Source organism: Streptomyces massasporeus, from assembly GCF_014648995.1.
Classification (GTDB): Bacteria; Actinomycetota; Actinomycetes; order Streptomycetales; family Streptomycetaceae; genus Streptomyces; species Streptomyces massasporeus.
In genome coordinates, this window is record NZ_BMSE01000027.1 from 1 (window position 1) to 14,931 (window position 14,931).

General features: G+C 73.0%; 15 protein-coding genes. 8 read left to right on the forward strand and 7 right to left on the reverse strand.

Going from position 1 to position 14,931, the window contains the following annotated elements:
- Positions 1–182: 182 nt before the first annotated feature.
- A complete protein-coding gene (locus IE153_RS37085) occupies positions 183–1,352 on the reverse strand; it encodes a thiolase C-terminal domain-containing protein (protein ID WP_189594095.1) in 1,170 nt (389 codons plus the stop codon).
- A gap of 104 nt (positions 1,353–1,456) precedes the next feature.
- Here IE153_RS37085 and IE153_RS37090 point away from each other — a divergent pair, with 104 nt between their 5' ends.
- Positions 1,457–2,677, forward strand: a complete 1,221-nt coding sequence (locus IE153_RS37090) for an acyl-CoA dehydrogenase family protein (protein ID WP_189594096.1) — start codon at positions 1,457–1,459, stop codon at positions 2,675–2,677.
- Positions 2,674–3,144 carry a nitroreductase family deazaflavin-dependent oxidoreductase gene (locus tag IE153_RS37095; protein WP_189594097.1) on the forward strand — a complete coding sequence of 157 codons (471 nt, stop codon included), beginning with the start codon at positions 2,674–2,676 and terminating at the stop codon, positions 3,142–3,144. Before IE153_RS37090 ends, IE153_RS37095 begins: the two co-directional genes overlap by 4 nt.
- A gap of 93 nt (positions 3,145–3,237) precedes the next feature.
- Here the strand turns inward: IE153_RS37095 and IE153_RS37100 are convergent, their stop codons facing one another.
- The gene (locus IE153_RS37100) at positions 3,238–3,885 is read right to left on the reverse strand and encodes a TetR family transcriptional regulator (protein ID WP_167551612.1); all 648 of its coding nucleotides are present in this window, start codon (positions 3,883–3,885) and stop codon (positions 3,238–3,240) included.
- 122 nt (positions 3,886–4,007) lie between these two features.
- On the opposite strand from IE153_RS37100, the gene kbpA reads away from it, so the two are divergent.
- From kbpA to IE153_RS37115, 3 genes are all read left to right on the forward strand, one after another.
- The gene (gene kbpA / locus IE153_RS37105) at positions 4,008–4,733 is read left to right on the forward strand and encodes an AfsK-binding protein KbpA (RefSeq protein ID WP_189594098.1); all 726 of its coding nucleotides are present in this window, start codon (positions 4,008–4,010) and stop codon (positions 4,731–4,733) included.
- A gap of 193 nt (positions 4,734–4,926) precedes the next feature.
- Positions 4,927–7,305, forward strand: a complete 2,379-nt coding sequence (gene afsK / locus IE153_RS37110) for a protein serine/threonine kinase AfsK (protein WP_229829351.1) — start codon at positions 4,927–4,929, stop codon at positions 7,303–7,305.
- 169 nt (positions 7,306–7,474) lie between these two features.
- Complete coding sequence (locus tag IE153_RS37115; protein WP_189594099.1) at positions 7,475–8,080, forward strand: hypothetical protein; 606 nt, start codon at positions 7,475–7,477, stop codon at positions 8,078–8,080.
- Between the two features lie 12 nt (positions 8,081–8,092).
- On the opposite strand, the gene IE153_RS37120 is transcribed toward IE153_RS37115, so the two are convergent.
- The 4 genes from IE153_RS37120 to IE153_RS37135 are packed head-to-tail and all read right to left on the reverse strand — an operon-like array spanning position 8,093 to position 11,450.
- Positions 8,093–9,043, reverse strand: coding sequence for an alpha/beta fold hydrolase (locus tag IE153_RS37120; protein WP_189594176.1), 951 nt, complete (start codon positions 9,041–9,043; stop codon positions 8,093–8,095).
- A 49-nt stretch (positions 9,044–9,092) separates the two neighbouring features.
- Positions 9,093–9,869 carry an enoyl-CoA hydratase/isomerase family protein gene (locus tag IE153_RS37125; RefSeq protein ID WP_189594100.1) on the reverse strand — a complete coding sequence of 259 codons (777 nt, stop codon included), beginning with the start codon at positions 9,867–9,869 and terminating at the stop codon, positions 9,093–9,095.
- Positions 9,866–10,279 (reverse strand): Zn-ribbon domain-containing OB-fold protein, encoded by a 414-nt coding sequence (locus IE153_RS37130; protein ID WP_189594101.1) that lies wholly within the window; start codon positions 10,277–10,279, stop codon positions 9,866–9,868. The genes IE153_RS37125 and IE153_RS37130 overlap by 4 nt, the downstream gene beginning before the upstream one ends.
- A gap of 10 nt (positions 10,280–10,289) precedes the next feature.
- Entirely contained in the window at positions 10,290–11,450 is a 1,161-nt protein-coding gene (locus IE153_RS37135) for a lipid-transfer protein (RefSeq protein ID WP_189594102.1), read from the reverse strand.
- A gap of 97 nt (positions 11,451–11,547) precedes the next feature.
- Here IE153_RS37135 and IE153_RS37140 point away from each other — a divergent pair, with 97 nt between their 5' ends.
- Positions 11,548–13,155, forward strand: coding sequence for a FadD3 family acyl-CoA ligase (locus tag IE153_RS37140; protein WP_189594103.1), 1,608 nt, complete (start codon positions 11,548–11,550; stop codon positions 13,153–13,155).
- 27 nt (positions 13,156–13,182) lie between these two features.
- Here the strand turns inward: IE153_RS37140 and IE153_RS37145 are convergent, their stop codons facing one another.
- Positions 13,183–14,109, reverse strand: a complete 927-nt coding sequence (locus IE153_RS37145) for an SMP-30/gluconolactonase/LRE family protein (RefSeq protein ID WP_189594104.1) — start codon at positions 14,107–14,109, stop codon at positions 13,183–13,185.
- A 119-nt stretch (positions 14,110–14,228) separates the two neighbouring features.
- Here IE153_RS37145 and IE153_RS37150 point away from each other — a divergent pair, with 119 nt between their 5' ends.
- Positions 14,229–14,507: a hypothetical protein gene (locus tag IE153_RS37150; RefSeq protein WP_189594105.1), complete on the forward strand. Its 279-nt coding sequence runs from the start codon at positions 14,229–14,231 to the stop codon at positions 14,505–14,507.
- Positions 14,508–14,572: 65 nt separating this feature from the next.
- A complete protein-coding gene (locus IE153_RS37155; protein ID WP_438817981.1) occupies positions 14,573–14,902 on the forward strand; it encodes a hypothetical protein in 330 nt (109 codons plus the stop codon).
- The last annotated feature ends 29 nt before the right edge of the window (positions 14,903–14,931 follow it).

Here is a 14,931-nt window from a genome sequence, read left to right on the forward strand (position 1 = left end):
CCTCGCCTTCGCTCTCGCGGATCCCGCGGCCCCGGCCTCGCCTTCGCTCTCGCGGACCCCGCGGACCCCGCGGACCCCGCGGCCCCCGGCCTCGCCTTCGCCCTCGCGGACCCCCGCGGCCTCGTCCCCGCCTTCGCCCTCGCGGACCCCCGCGCCCCCGCCCCGGATCCTCGCCCGCCCCCTCACCCCACCCCCAGCACCACCGTCCCCGACGAGCAGAACCAGCCCCCCGTCCCCGACGCCACCGCCAGTCGCGGTGGCGAGCCGTCGCCCCGCCGCACCTGCCGTTCCCCGCACTCCCCGCGCAGCTGCCGGACCGCCTCCACCAGCAGGAACAGCCCCCGCATCCCGGGATGCTGGGCCGACAGCCCGCCCCCGTCGGTGTTCACCGGCAGCTCACCGCCCTCGACCCGCAGCCGCCCCTTCTCCACGAACGCCCCGCCCTCGCCCTTGCCGCAGAAGCCGAGGTCCTCCAGTGTCACCAGCGTCATGTAGGTGAACGCGTCGTAGATCTCGGCGACCTCGATCTCCGCCGGCCGCACCCCCGCCCGCTCGAACGCCAGCCGCCCGCTCACCGCCGCCGGCGACACCGTGAAGTCCGGCCACTCGGACATCGCCGCGTGCGACACGGACTCCCCGCTCCCCAGCACCCACACCGGCGATGTACGGCAGTCCCGTACGTACTCCTCGGCCACCAGCAGCACCGCCGCCCCGCCGTCGGAACGGACGCAGCAGTGCAGCTTGGTGAAGGGGTCCGCGATCATCGGGCCGGACAGCACCTCGTCGACCGTGATCGGCGTGCGGAACATCGCCTCCGGGTTGAGGGTCGCGTTGGCCCGGGCCTGCACCGCCACCTCCGCCAGCTGCTCGATCGTCGTGCCGTACTCGATCATGTGGCGGCGGGCCGCCATGGCGTACTTGGCGATCAGGGTGTGGCCGTACGGGACCTCGAACTGCATGGCGCCCCGTGTGCCGAAGGACAGTGTTCCGGTGCGGCGGCCGGCCCTGACGTCCGACCGGGCCGTCGAGCCGTAGACGAGCAGCACCGCGCGGGCGTGCCCGGCCGTGATCGCGTCCGCCGCGTGCGCCGCCATGACCTCCCACGTGGAGCCGCCCACGGAGGTGGAGTCGACCCAGGTGGGGCGCAGGCCCAGGTACTCGGCGACCTCGACGGGCGCCAGTGTGCCGAGGCCCGCCGAGGCGAAGCCGTCGACCAGCGACCGGTCCAGGCCCGCGTCCGCCAGGGCGCGGCGGGCCGCCTGGGCGTGCAGTGCGTACGGGGTCTCGTCGTCCACCCGGCCGCAGTCCGAGAGGGCCACGCCGACGACGGCCACTTTCCTCCGTGCCACCATGAATCTGACGGTACATCAGATTGTCGTGGGCGCGGCAGGGCTCTGGGCTTCCCTGTTCCGTCGCCCTAATATGACGCACCGTCAGATGCGGAGAGAGGTACCCCATGGACGCCCGCTTCACCGACGAACAGGACGAGATCCGCCGCACCCTGCGCGAGCTGCTCGGCAAGCGGTGCGGTCCGGAAGAGCTGCGGGCCGCCGTCGACACCCCGGCCGGACACGACCCCGCCCTGTGGATCACCCTCGCCGAGCAGCTCGGCCTGGCCGGACTGGCCCTCCCCGAGACCTACGGCGGCGTCGGCTGCACGGCGACCGAACTGGCCCTGGCCTGCGAGGAGACGGGCCGCACCCTCGCCCCCACCCCGCTGCTCGCCACCGCCGTCCTCGCCGCCCCGCTGCTGCTCGCCCTCGGCACCGACGCCCAGCGCGCCGCAGTCCTGCCCCGCATCGCCTCCGGCGGACTCACCGCCGCCCTCGCCGTACCGGGGCCCGCCCTCGCCACCGCCCTCGCCGGCCAGGACCGGCACGGGGCGTGGGCCGGCGGGGGACGGGCCGGGGGCGTCCAGGCCCGGCGGGCCGAGGGCGGCTGGCAGCTGTACGGGCAGGTCGACCAGGTCCTCGACGGGCACAGCGCCAGGCTGCTCGTGGTCGCGGCGCACACCGGGGGGTTCGCCCGCTCCCGCGTCCTGCTCTTCCTGGTGCGCGGCGACGCCACCGGGCTCACCCGCGTACGGCAGACCGCGCTGGACGCCACCCGCCCGCAGGGCCGGATCCAACTGCGTCACGTGCCCGCCGAGTTGCTGGGCGACGAAACCGCCGACGCCCTCCCCGCCCTCGCGCGGCTCGGCGACACCGCCGCCGCCTGCCTCGCCGCCGAGGCAGTGGGGGCGGCCGGCCGGGTGCTGGAGCGGACCGTCGAGTACGTCGGACAGCGCGAGCAGTTCGGGCGGCCGGTCGGCTCCTTCCAGGCGGTCAAGCACCGGCTGGCCGACGCGTACGTCCAGGTCCAGGCGGCCCGCTCGGCGGCGTACTACGCGGCCTGGGCGGCCGCCACGGAAGCCACCGACGGCGTCACGGTCACCGCGGCGGCAACCGCCCGCGAGGAGACGGCCGGCGCTCTCGCCCTGGCCCAGGCGCTCGAGGCGCTGCGCCGCGCCGCCGCCGAGGGAATCCAGTTGCACGGCGGCATCGGCTTCACCTGGGAGCACGAGGCTCACCTGTACTTCAAGCGTGCCGCGGGCGACGAGCTGCTGTTCGGGCCGGTGCACCGGCTGCGGGCGCACGCGGCCGACGCGGCACACGTCTTCGAGGAGGCCGACCCATGAGGGGTGCGCGTGTGGTGCAGAAGGTGTCGTCGACGAGGGGCTTCGCCCGCGTGGCACCGCACGTGGTGCCCGCCCTCGACCGTGCCGTCCACCGGCTCACCAGGGGAAAGGTGCTGCTCAGCGCGCAACTGCTCCCCGGGGTCGTGCTGACCTCGACCGGGGCCCGGAGCGGGCTGCCCCGCCGTACCCCCCTGGCCTGCATGCCCGAGGGCGACGGGCGCGGCTGGATCCTCGTCGGGTCCAACTTCGGGCGGCCGGGGCACCCCGCCTGGAGTCACAACCTGCTCGCGCATCCCGACGCGGAGATCAGCTGGAAGGGCCGGGACGTCCCGGTCACGGCCAGGCTGCTGGCCGGGGAGGAACGGGCGGCGGCCTGGCGGGCGCTGCTGCGGTTCTGGCCGCCGTACGCGGCGTACCAGGCGCGGGTGGAGCGGGAGATCCGGGTGTTCCGGCTCGTACGGCGGTAGCACGGACGCGGAGAGCGCGACAGGCGGTGGTCCACCCGGGTGGACCACCGCCTGCCAGACAGGACGTGGGAGGTAAGAGGCTGTCGCGCCGCGCTATTTCGTCGGCTTCCGGCCGGTGACGCCCAGGTGGACCAACAGGGCGAGGTTCGGCTTCAGTTCGGCCTGCTTCACGCCCCAGGAGGAGAAGCCCTTCTGGTGGGAGGCGACGGCCGCGAGCATCGCGACCAGCGAACCGGCGACGGCCGCCGGGTTCACGTCCTTGTCGACCCTGCCCTTGGCCTGGAGCTCGGCGACGGCGTCCGCCAGGGAGTTGTTCACCGAGTTGAGGATCTTCATCCGGAGTTTGTAGAAGCGCTTGTCGCCCTCGGCGGCACCGAGATCGACGACCCGGAGGATGGCGTCGTTCCTGCGCCAGAACTCCAGGAAGCCGTCGACGAGTTCCTGTGCCGTCTGCCAGCCGGCCTTGCCGGCCCAGGAGCGGCCCTCCAGGAGCTCCGTCAACGCGGCGCCCTCGGTGGCCATTTGCTCGGCGATCTCCAGGACGGCGCCCTCGACGTCCGGGAAGTACTGGTAGAAGGTCGCGGGCGAAGTGCCCGCTTTCCGGGCGACATCGATGACTTTGACGTCCCGGTACGGGGAGGAGCTGAGCATCTCGCTGAGGCAGTCGAGCAGCTTCTGCCGGGTCGCCTGCCCACGTCGGCCGGCCACGCGGCCGTCGACGGTACGCACTTGTCCTGTCATGACGTCAGCTTACCGAGGCGTGATCGGGGCGCGATTCGGCCGACTGCAAATGGGGTGCAGGAGAGTGCCGGGGCTGGTGTGCCTGGTCTGCGGGGTGCGGCAGTCGCGGTTACGTTGGCGACATGGCCGAAAACAGGGCATCGGTGTACGGAGAGGGCGTCCCCTGCTGGGTGGACGCGCAGCTTCGCGACGTCGAGGCGGGCAAGCGGTTCTACGGTGAACTTTTCGGGTGGACCTTCGAGGACGAGTGGTTCGGCTCCTTCACCGAGGCGCTGAAGGACGGCGAACCGGTGGCCGCCCTGGTCCGCAAGGTGGACGGGCGGCTGCCCACCGTCTGGACGGTGTACTTCGCGACCCCGGACGCCCCGGCCCTGGCCCGGCGCATCCGGGACGCGGGCGGGCAGATCGTCTCGGCGCCGGTGCCGGCCGGGGAGCTGGGCGTCACCGCGCTCGTCACCGACCCCGAGGGCGCCGTCTTCGCCCTGTGGCAGCCGGAGGAGCACCCCGGCTTCGGCAAGCGGCACGAGCCGGGCACCTTCGCCTGGGCCGAGCTCTACGCCCGGGACACCGAGGCGGCCAACACCTTCTACGGCGACCTCTTCCGGGAGGCCCTGTTCGGGCCGGACGCCGAGCCCGACTTCGGCCGCGCCCCCGTCTCCGACGTGTACCCGGCCGAGATGCCGCCCCACTTCCTCGTGCACTTCGCCGTCGAGGACGTGGCGGCCGCGCTGGAGGACGTGACGCGGCTCGGCGGCCGGGTCCAGGTCCCGCCTTTCGAGACGTCGTACGGAGAGGTCGCCGTCGTCACGGACAATCAAGGGGCGTCCTTCGCGCTGCTGCACCGCTGACCAGGCATGATTTGGTCAGCGTTTGATCTCTTCTGTGCCGAGACATCCCAATTGTCACCGGGTTCGCAACCGGGGCTCCGGCCAGGAAGAATCAGGGTGCGTGCCGCCATGGCGGTGCGGTGGTGAGACGCTGCACGAAGGTCGCGTGGAACATGTGGCTTGGCGCGGCTCGTACGGGGAGGTGGCAGGCAGAGTGGTGGATCAGCTGACGCAGCACGATCCGCGGCGGATCGGGCCGTTCGAGGTGCTGGGACGGCTGGGTGCCGGCGGCATGGGGCTGGTCTATCTCGCGCGTTCGGCGTCCGGCCGGCGCGTGGCGATCAAGACCGTCCGGACGGAGCTGGCCGAGGATCAGCTGTTCCGGGTCCGCTTCACGCGTGAGGTGGAGGCGGCCCGCGCCGTCTCCGGCTTCTACACGGCCGCGGTCGTGGACGCCGACCCGCGCGCCGCCGTGCCGTGGCTGGCCACCGCCTACGTCCCCGCGCCCTCCCTCGAGGAGATAGTGAACGACTGCGGCCCGATGCCGGCCCAGGCGGTGCGCTGGCTGGCGGCGGGCGTGGCCGAGGCGCTCCAGTCCATCCACGGCGCGGGCCTGGTGCACCGGGACCTCAAGCCGTCCAACGTCCTCGTCGTCGAGGACGGCCCCCGGGTGATCGACTTCGGTATCGCGTCCGGCGTGTCGAACACACGTTTGACGATGACGAACGTCGCCGTCGGCACCCCCGCCTACATGTCGCCCGAGCAGGCCAAGGACTCCCGCAGCGTCACCGGCGCCAGCGACGTCTTCTCCCTCGGCTCGATGTTGGTCTTCGCCGCCACCGGGCACCCGCCCTTCCACGGCGCCAACCCGGTCGAGACGGTCTTCATGCTGCTGCGCGAGGGCCCGGACCTGGAAGGCCTCCCGGACGAACTGCGTCCGCTCATCGAGTCCTGTATGCAGATGGACGCGACGGCCCGCCCCAACCCGGCCGACCTCCAGTCCCAGCTGGCCCCCCACCTCTTCGGCTCCGGCTCCGACGACAGCGGCACGGCCTCCGCGTGGCTGCCCGAGCGGGCCGTGAGCCTGATCGAGTCCCGCCGCAACGGCCGCCCGGCCGGCAAGCCCGCCCCCGGCGCGGGCCGCAGCGGCGGCGGACGCCCCGCCCCCGGCCCCGCGCCCATCCCGCCCCCGCCCTCGCACGACCCCGTCGTCCCGGTACCCGTGCCCGCGCCTGCCGGCGGCCCCGACACCGGCCCGGTCCGCCTCGCCGGCGCCCCGGTGCCCATCGGCCCGGGCCCGCGCGTCGCCGACGTGCGCGCCGCCGCCGTCGCGGCGCCCCGGCCGGAGGCCGCCCTCGCCGCCTCCTGGTCCAAGCCCCGCCCCGGTGTCAACGGCACGGACCCCGCCGTGGGCCCCGCCGTCACCACGCCTCCCGCCCCGGCCGCGCCGCCGGAGCAGGCCGGGGGCTGGCGGCCCTGGCGCTTCCGCATGTCCAACGACGTCTGGGGCACGCCCTCGGTCGCCGACGACCTGGTCTACGTCACCTCCTTCGAGGTGCACGCCCTGGACGTCGCCACCGGCCGCCGCCGCTTCAAGACCCGGGACGTCGCCTGGTCCATGGCGGTCGCGGACGGCCGTATCCACGCCTCCGACGGGCCCACGCTCTTCGCCCTGGACGCCCGTGAGGGCGCCGACCTGTGGCGGCTGCAGACGGACGCCTGGGTCTACACGCTCCAGGCCGGCCGCGGCACCGTCGTCACCGGCACCCGCGGCGGCGGCGTCCAGGGCTGGGAGGCCTCCGGCGGACAGAAGCTCTGGGAGATCACCGGCTGCCAGTCCGACTTCGAGTCCCCCGAGGCCGGGCCCGCCCTGCACGACGGCACGGTCTACGTGTGGCAGGACGCCCGGCTGCGCGCCCTGGACGCCCGCACCGGCGAGGAGCGCTGGTCGTACCCGATCGGCGACGCGGCCTCCTGCGGCGGCGTGCCGATCCGGCTCACCCAGGCCACCGACGGCTACGTCTACGTCTGCGCCGGCACCCGCGTCCTCGCCCTGGACGTGGCCGCCGGGCACGTGAAGTGGCACTTCGAGGCCCCGGCCGTGTTCCTCTGCCCGCCCACCTTCGTCCCCGGCCCGGCCGTCACCGGCGGCGGCATCTACCTCGCCGACTACCTCGGCACGGTCTACGCCCTCGACGCCACCGACGGCCGCGACCGCTGGCGCATCGCCACCGAGTCCCGTGCCTCCGTCGACCCCGTGCTGGTCGCCGCCGGCCATGTCCACGTGGGCAGCGGCAAGGGCCTCTACACCCTCGACGCGGTCACCGGCACGCCCAAGTGGCGCTTCCAGGCGGGCGGCGACATCGTGGGCGCCCCCTCGGTGGCCGAGGGCCGGATCCACTTCGGCTCCACCGACCACCTGCTCTACACCCTGAAGGCCGACGACGGCCGGCTGCGCTGGAAACTCGCCACCGGCGGCGAGATCACCGGCTCCCCGGTCGTCCGGGACGGGGTGGTGTACGCGTGCAGCAAGGACCGCTGTGTGTACGCACTGGACGCGGAGAAGGGCACGGGCACGGCGCGCACCGCCTGACCCGGCCCGGGACGGCCGTCGTACCGGCCTGCGGAAGGGGTTCCAGACGGCGGCCGTCGCTTGTCGGGAAGCGGTCCGTCCACCGCTTCCACCCACGACGCTACGCCGGGTACGTGCCGGTCGCCACGCAGTGACATGACCGTGACAGGAGATCACTAGGCTCTCCGTCATGCAGACACGGGGGCGCAGGCTCAGGTTCACGGCGGTGCTGGTCCTGGTGGTGCTGGCACTGACCGGTTTCTCCTCCGGCCGGGGCCGCGGCGGCAGCCACGGTCACGGCGGCGGAGGCGGCGGCGGGTGCAGCAGTTCCAGCCAGGACCACGACAGTTCGAGGTCGTCTTCGTCGAGCGGCGGCTCGTACGGCTCCAGCGGTTCGAGCGGCGGGTCCTACGGTTCCGACGACGATGACTACTACGGCAGCAGCGGTGGCAGTTCCTACACCCGCAGGCCGGACTACGGCTCCACGCCGACGTCCTCCTCCGGCTCCGGCAGCCGCAAGGCACTGGAGGACGGCACGGCGCGGCTGGTGAGCTGCGCGACCTCCGCCCGGCCGTACGCGACCGTCGAGGTGAGCAACCCCAACGGCCGCAAGGCCGACTTCTCCGTCTCGGTCACCTTCGAGGACGCCCAGGGCATCACCGTCGTCAGCCGCTACGGGGACGTCACGGTCCCCGCGAACGGCAGGGCCACCGTCGACGTCCGGGTGGGCGGCTCGGGCCTGGTGGACTCGGTCGACCACTGCGAGGTCGACCGCCAGGCACTGGTCGACGACTGACGGAACCGGGGCTCAGCCCCGCAGCTCCGTCAGGAAGTCGATCAGCGCCTCGTTCACCTCGGCGGGCCGCTCCTGCTGCGTCCAGTGGCCGCAGCCCGGCAGCACGAGCGGCTTGCGGCGCAGGTTCGGCATCAACTCCGGCAGCCGCTCGATCAGTTCGGGCGTGCCCGGGAAGGCCGGGACCAGGTCCCGGTCGCCGTACATGTACAGCGAGGGCGGGGAGACGACCGCGCCCTGCCAGGGGGCGGTCAGCTCCCAGTTGCGGTCCAGGTTGCGGTACCAGTTGAGCGCGCCGGTGAAGCCCGGCTCGAAGCCCTCGGTGAGCACGTCGAGGTCTTCCTCGGTCAGCCACTCCGGCAGCACCTCGGGGTTCGGCGCGTCCGTGAGCCAGCCGCGCTCCAGGTCGACCAGGGCCTGCTCGGGGCGCCCGGCGTCCGGCGCGTCGCCGGAGGCGGAGTACAGCAGCTTGCGCAGGGTCGTGCGGGTGTCGGCGGCGAACTCGGCGTCCGCGACGCCGGGCCGGTTGAAGTAGTTCCAGTAGAAGCGGCCCTCGAACCGCTCCTGCATGGTCTCCAGCGGGGGCCGGCTGCCGCGGAACGGCGGCGGCACACTCAGCCCCGCCACCCCGCGCACCACGTCCGGCCGCAGCAGCGCGGTGTGCCAGGCCACCGGCGCGCCCCAGTCGTGCCCGACGACGAACGCCCGCTCCTCGCCCAGCGCGTGGATCAGCCCGACCACGTCCCCCACCAGGTGGAGGATGCTGTAGGCGGACACGTCCTCGGGGCGGTCGCTGCCGCCGTACCCGCGCTGGTCGGGCGCGACCACCCGGAAACCGGCCTCGGCCAGCGGGCCGAACTGGTGCCGCCAGGAGTGCCAGGACTCCGGGAATCCGTGCAGCAGCACCACGAGCGGGCCCTCGCCCTGCTCCGCGATGTGCAGCTGTATGCCATTGACGTCGATCATCCGATGCTCAACCACACGCCGAGCATACGCATGTATGAGGAAACGACTTCTACTCCCGCAACCGGTACTCCCGCGACCGCTCCCCGAACAACCGGGCCTGCCGCTCACCCGCCGCGTTCCCGAGTGCGATGAGGTGCGGCGCCTGCGCGACCCCCTGCGAGCGCCCCGCCTCGCTCGCGGCCCACAGCGCCCGCACGGTCCCCTGGACGGCCTCGGTCGGATACCCGGCGAGGACCGCGGCGCACGAGGTCGCCGCCTCCAAGGCCGCCCCCTCCGCCACGAGTTCCGACACCAGCCCGACCTCGTACGCCCGCCGGGCCGAGATGCGTTCCGCCGTCCCCATCAACGCCATCCGCGCGACCTCGCCGTACGGCATGCGCTGCGCCATCAGGACGGACTCGTAGGCGCTGACCATGCCGTAGGTGGTGTGCGGGTCGAAGAAGGTGGCGGTGGTGTCCGCGACGAGGAACTCGGCCTCGCCCAGCAGGTAGAAGGCGCCGCCGCAGGCCATGCCGTGCACGGCGGCGACGACCGGTTTCCACAGGTCGTTCGCCTTGGGGCCGATGACGAGCAGCGGATCGTCCTGCGCGTAGGGCGAGTTCGGCTGCGGGACGACGGCGTCCCGGTCGATGCCGGTGCAGAAGGCGCGGTCACCGGCCCCGGTGAGGACGATCGCCCGCACGGCGTCGTCGAACCGCAAGTCGTGCCAGGTGGAGGCGAGTTCGTCGGCCATGGCGAGGTCGACGGCGTTGAGCCGCTCGGGCCGGTTCAGCGTCACCACGGCGACCCCGCTGTCCCGGTCGGCCCGCACGAGCACGCTGCTCATGGCCGCTCCGGAACCCACTGGGGAAGGCCGTCGTGGAAGACGGCCCGCACCCGGGCGCCGATGCGCACGCTCTGCGGCGGGAAGGCGCCGAGCGGCTGCCCGGCCGCCGCGACCAGGTTGCCCACCAGCCGGATGCGAGGCGCCTCGTCCAGCTCGACGACGACCACGTTGTACGGCGCCTGCGCCGCGTAGTCGGGCAGCAGCGGCGGATGGGCGACGACGTACGACCAGACCCGGCCCCGCCCGGACACCGCACGCCACTCGCTCTCGAAGGACCGGCAGTGCGGGCAGCAGGGCCGGGGCGGGAAGCGGAGCTCTCCGCAGTCGCCGCAGGCCTGGACGCGGAGTTCACCCTGCGCGGCGTACTCCCAGAAGGGAGCGCCGTCGGTGTCGGGGACGGGACGCAGCACGAGCGGCTCCTCAACTCCTCAGCAGCAGGGCGGAGGTCGGGACCCCTTCCCCGGCGGTGACCAGACAGGCGGAGGCTCCCGGCACCTGCGCGGTACTGGTCCCGCGCAGCTGCCTGACCCCCTCGTTGATGAGGTTGAACCCGTGCACGTAGGCCTCGGACAGCCCGCCCCCGCCGGTGTTCACCGGCAGCAGCCCGCCGGTCTCCAGCGCCCCGCCCTCGGTGAACGCCCCGCCCTCACCGCGCCCGCAGAAGCCGTAGCCCTCCAGGGAGAGCAGGACCAGGGGCGTGAAGGCGTCGTAGATCTGGGCGACGTCGACGTCCTCGGGGGCCAGGTCGGAGTGTTTCCACAGGTGCCGGGCGGCGCTCCAGGCGGGGCCGGTGAGGGGGTCGTCGTTCCAGTAGTTGACCATGCCGTGGTGCTGGGCGGGGAGCGACTGGGCGACGGAATGGACGTAGACGGGTCTGCGCCGGCAGTCGCGGGCGCGCTCGGCGGAGACCACGACACAGGCCAGCGCCCCGTCCGTCTCCAGGCAGTTGTCGAACAGGCACAGCGGCTCGCTGATCCAGCGGGAGGTCATGTACATCTCGCGGGTCAGGGGGCGGTCGTACATGATCGCGGCGGGGTTCTGGTTGGCCCGGTTGCGGCAGGCCAGGGCGACGTTGAACAGGTGGTCGCGGGTGGCGCCGTACTCGTGCATGTAGCGGCGGGTGAGCATCGCGATCTCGTCGGCGGGCCTCAGCAGCCCGTAGGGGCGGGTCCACTGGGCCGGGGTCGGGAGCTGGGCGGTGGTGTTGGTCCAGGGCCGCGGACCGCTGCCCCGCTTGCGGGACCGCCAGGCGACCCCGACGCTCGCCTGCCCGGCCGTGATGGCGGCGGCGAGATGGGCGACGGTGGCGCACGAACCGCCGCCGCCGAAGCCGACCTTGCTGAAGAAGGTGAGGTCGCCGAAGCCGCAGGCCTTCGCCAGCTCCACCTCGTCCGTCTCCTCCATGGTGTAGGAGGCGAGGGCGTCGACCTCGCCGGGTGCGATCCCGGCGTCGTCGAGAGCGGCCAGGACGGCCCGGCAGGCCAGGGTGCGTTCGTCCTCCGGCAGCCGCTTGGCGAAGGGTGTCTGGCCTATGCCGACGAGAGCGGTGGCGTCCTTGAGGCCTCCCGATCCTGCTGCCATGCTGCGCGCACCTCCGGGGCCGAGCGGTCGCTGACAGGTCGTCAGATTACAGATAATCTGACGGGTAGTCAGCTCCTATGGCGTGGGGAGGCGTGCTGTGCGAGCGGATACGGCATGGGAAAGCGTTCCGGACCTGGTCAGGGCGGCGGCCGAGCGCTACGCGGACGTCGAGGCGGTCGTCGAGGGCCGCACCCGCGTCACCTACGCGGAACTCGGCGCACGCGTGGAGCGCGCGGCGGCGGCCTGCCTGGCCACCGGCGTCGAGCCGGGTGACCGGGTCGCCATCTGGGCCCCCAACTCCCTCGACTGGATCGTCGCGGCCCTGGGCGCGGTGTCCGCGGGCGCGGTGCTCGTGCCGCTGAACACCCGGTTCAAGGGCGCCGAAGCCGCGGACGTGCTGCGCCGCAGCGGTGCCCGACTGCTGTTCGTGACGGGCACGTTCCTCGGAACGTCGTACGTGGCGTCCCTGCGCAGGGCCGCCGGAGACGGTCCCGGCGCCGGCCCGCTGCCCGGCCTGCCCGCCATGAGGCACGCGGTCGTCCTCTCGGAGGACGCCCCGGCCGACTTCCTGACCTGGAAGGACTTCCTGGCCGGCGGGGAGGGGGTGGGAACGGCGGACGTACGCGACAGGTCCGCGGCCGTGCGGGGGACCTGGCCCTCGGACATCATCTTCACCTCGGGCACGACCGGCCGCCCCAAGGGCGCGGTCATCACCCACGACCAGACCCTGCGCGCCTACGACATCTGGGGCGACCTCGCGGGCCTCACCCGGGGCGACCGCTATCTGATCGTCAATCCCTTCTTCCACACCTTCGGCTACAAGGCCGGGGTGATCGCCTGCCTCATGCGGGGCGCGACGATGATCCCCCAGCCGGTGTTCAGCGTGAACACGGTTCTGGCCAACATCGCCGCCGAACGGGTCTCCGTACTTCCCGGCCCCCCGACCCTCCTCCAGTCCCTCCTGGACCACCCCGCACGCGACGCCCACGACCTCTCGGCCCTCCGCCTGGTGGTGACGGGAGCGGCGGTCGTGCCGCTGCGCCTGGTGGAGCGCCTGCGCACCGAACTCGGCGTCGGCACGGTCCTCACGGCCTACGGCCTCTCCGAGGCGAGCGGCATCGTCACGATGTGCCGGCGCGGCGACGACCCGACGGTCATCGCGTCCACGTCGGGCCGCGCCGTCCCCGGCACGCGGATCCGGGTCGTGGACCCCGAGAACCGGCCCCTGGAACCCGGCCTGCCCGGCGAGGTCCTGGTGCGCGGCTTCAACGTCATGTCCGGCTACTACGAGGACGAGCAGGCCACCGCCGAGGTGCTGACCCCCGACGGCTGGCTGCGCACCGGTGACATCGGCGTCCTGGACGCGGCGGGAAACCTGCGCATCACCGACCGCCTCAAGGACATGTTCATCGTCGGCGGCTTCAACGCCTACCCCGCCGAGATAGAGCAGCTGCTGGGCCTGCACCCGGACGTGGCCGACGTGGCGGTGATCGGCGTACCGGACGCCCGGCTCGGCGAGGTCGGCCGGGCCTACGTCGTACGACGCCCCGGTGCCCTGCTGACCGCCGACGACCTGATCGCCTGGTCCCGCAGGGAGATGGCGAACTACAAGGTCCCGAGAACGGTGGAGTTCGTCGCCGAGCTGCCGCGCAACGCGAGCGGGAAGGTCGTGAAGGGCGCCCTGCGGGACCGGGTCACCGGCTGAGCGGCGGGGCCGGCGTGCGGGATCGGGTCACCGGCTGAGCGGCAGGGCCGGCGTGCCGGTGACCGACATCATCAGGGAGTACAGGGTGGTGTCGGCGGCGATGAACAGCCGGTTGCGCCGGGCGCCGCCGAACCGCACGTTGGCGACGGTGCCGGGCACCAGGATGCGGCCCAGGAGCGTGCCGTCGGGGTCGTAGCAGTGCACGCCCCCGTCCATGGCGGCGGCCCAGAGCCGCCCCTCGTCGTCGAACCGGATGTTGTCGAAGTTGCCCTGCGCGCATGCGGTGAACACCTCGCCCCCGGAGAGCGAGAACCCGTCCTCGCTCACGTCGAAGACGCGGATGTGGTTGGCCACGCTGTCGGACACGAACAGCCGCCGCTCGTCCGGTGAGAAGACCAGCCCGTTGGGCCCCTCGAACCCGTCGGCGACCAGCCGCACCTCGCCGCTCGCGGGGTCGACCCGGTAGACGTTGCGGGCACCGATCTCGCTCTCGGCGCGATGCCCCTCGTAGTCGGTGGCGATCCCGAACTCGGGGTCGGAGAACCACACCGACCCGTCCGACCTCACCACGGCGTCGTTAGGGCTGTTGAGCCGCTTGCCCCGGAACCGCTCGGCGATCACCGTGACCGAACCGTCGTGCTCGGTCCTGGTCACCCGCCGATTGCCCTGCTCACAGGTGACGAGACGCCCCTGGACGTCCAGGGTGCTGCCGTTCGGGTAGCCGGCGGGGGAGCGGAACACCCCGACGGCCCCGGTGGTCTCGTCCCACCGCAGCAGCCGGTCGTTCGGGATGTCGCTCCACACGAGATACCGCCCGGCGGGCACGTACACGGGCCCCTCGGCCCACCGGCACCCCTCGTAAAGGACCTCCAGCCGCGAGTCCCCGGCCTGACATCGCCCCGTCCGGAACCGCTCGTCGAAGGTCTCGTAGAGGAGGGGCTGCTCGCCGGGCATGGGGGGGCCGCCTTCATGAGTGGGCCGACGGGTGATCTGCGCGAACCCACTATCGCGCGCCGCGGCCGGGGGCGCACTACGCCGGGCCGACCGCGCTCAGGGCCGGTATGGTAAGCGGTATGGCAACGAAGAAGTACACCGTGACGCTGCCGGAGGAGCTCGCCGAGGAGATCCGGCAGGAGGTCGGGTCCGGAGGCTTCAGCGCCTATGTGACGCGGGCCATAGAGCGCCAGCGGGAGCAGGATCGGTTGGGAGAGCTGGTGACCTGGCTGGAGCACGAGCACGGCCCCGTCACCGAGGCCGAACTCGCGTCGGCCGAGGCCGAGCGCAGGGAGTTCGAGCGTCACTTCACCGAGCAGGGCACGAGGACCGGCGAACGGGACCGGAGGGCGAACTAGTGGTGCCGTCCTGCTACGTGCTGGACTGCGAGGCGTTGTCCCGGGCCGTTCTGGGCGACCGGGTGATGCTCGCGCGGCTCAAGGACGCACACTGCTCCGGGATCCGCGTCGTGACCAGCTCGATGACGCTGATCGAGGCCTACCACGGCCGGGTGAGGCGCGCGGCCTGGGCGCGGGCGATGTCGCGTGTCGTGGTGGAACCCGTGACCCGCGAGGTCGCCGACGCCGCTGTCACCCTGCTCCAGGAAACGGGTCTGCACGGCCACGAGTACGCGATCGACGCGGCCCTGGCCGTGATCGCGGGCCGACAGCCCGCAGGTGTGGTGCTCTTCACGTCCGACGAGGACGACATGGGAAAGCTGTGCGGGCCGGGCGTGCGGGTCGTTCCGCTGTGACATGACGGCATCTGCCCGCGGACACACCT

Coding starts and splice junctions, on each gene's coding strand:
- IE153_RS37085 (WP_189594095.1), bottom strand. CDS start 1,352: ATGGTGGCACGGAGGAAAGTGGCCGTCGTCGGCGTGGCCCTCTCGGAC.
- IE153_RS37090 (WP_189594096.1), top strand. CDS start 1,457: ATGGACGCCCGCTTCACCGACGAACAGGACGAGATCCGCCGCACCCTG.
- IE153_RS37095 (WP_189594097.1), top strand. CDS start 2,674: ATGAGGGGTGCGCGTGTGGTGCAGAAGGTGTCGTCGACGAGGGGCTTC.
- IE153_RS37100 (WP_167551612.1), bottom strand. CDS start 3,885: ATGACAGGACAAGTGCGTACCGTCGACGGCCGCGTGGCCGGCCGACGT.
- kbpA (WP_189594098.1), top strand. CDS start 4,008: ATGGCCGAAAACAGGGCATCGGTGTACGGAGAGGGCGTCCCCTGCTGG.
- IE153_RS37115 (WP_189594099.1), top strand. CDS start 7,475: ATGCAGACACGGGGGCGCAGGCTCAGGTTCACGGCGGTGCTGGTCCTG.
- IE153_RS37120 (WP_189594176.1), bottom strand. CDS start 9,043: ATGATCGACGTCAATGGCATACAGCTGCACATCGCGGAGCAGGGCGAG.
- IE153_RS37125 (WP_189594100.1), bottom strand. CDS start 9,869: ATGAGCAGCGTGCTCGTGCGGGCCGACCGGGACAGCGGGGTCGCCGTG.
- IE153_RS37135 (WP_189594102.1), bottom strand. CDS start 11,450: ATGGCAGCAGGATCGGGAGGCCTCAAGGACGCCACCGCTCTCGTCGGC.
- IE153_RS37145 (WP_189594104.1), bottom strand. CDS start 14,109: ATGCCCGGCGAGCAGCCCCTCCTCTACGAGACCTTCGACGAGCGGTTC.
- IE153_RS37150 (WP_189594105.1), top strand. CDS start 14,229: ATGGCAACGAAGAAGTACACCGTGACGCTGCCGGAGGAGCTCGCCGAG.
- IE153_RS37155 (WP_438817981.1), top strand. CDS start 14,573: ATGCTCGCGCGGCTCAAGGACGCACACTGCTCCGGGATCCGCGTCGTG.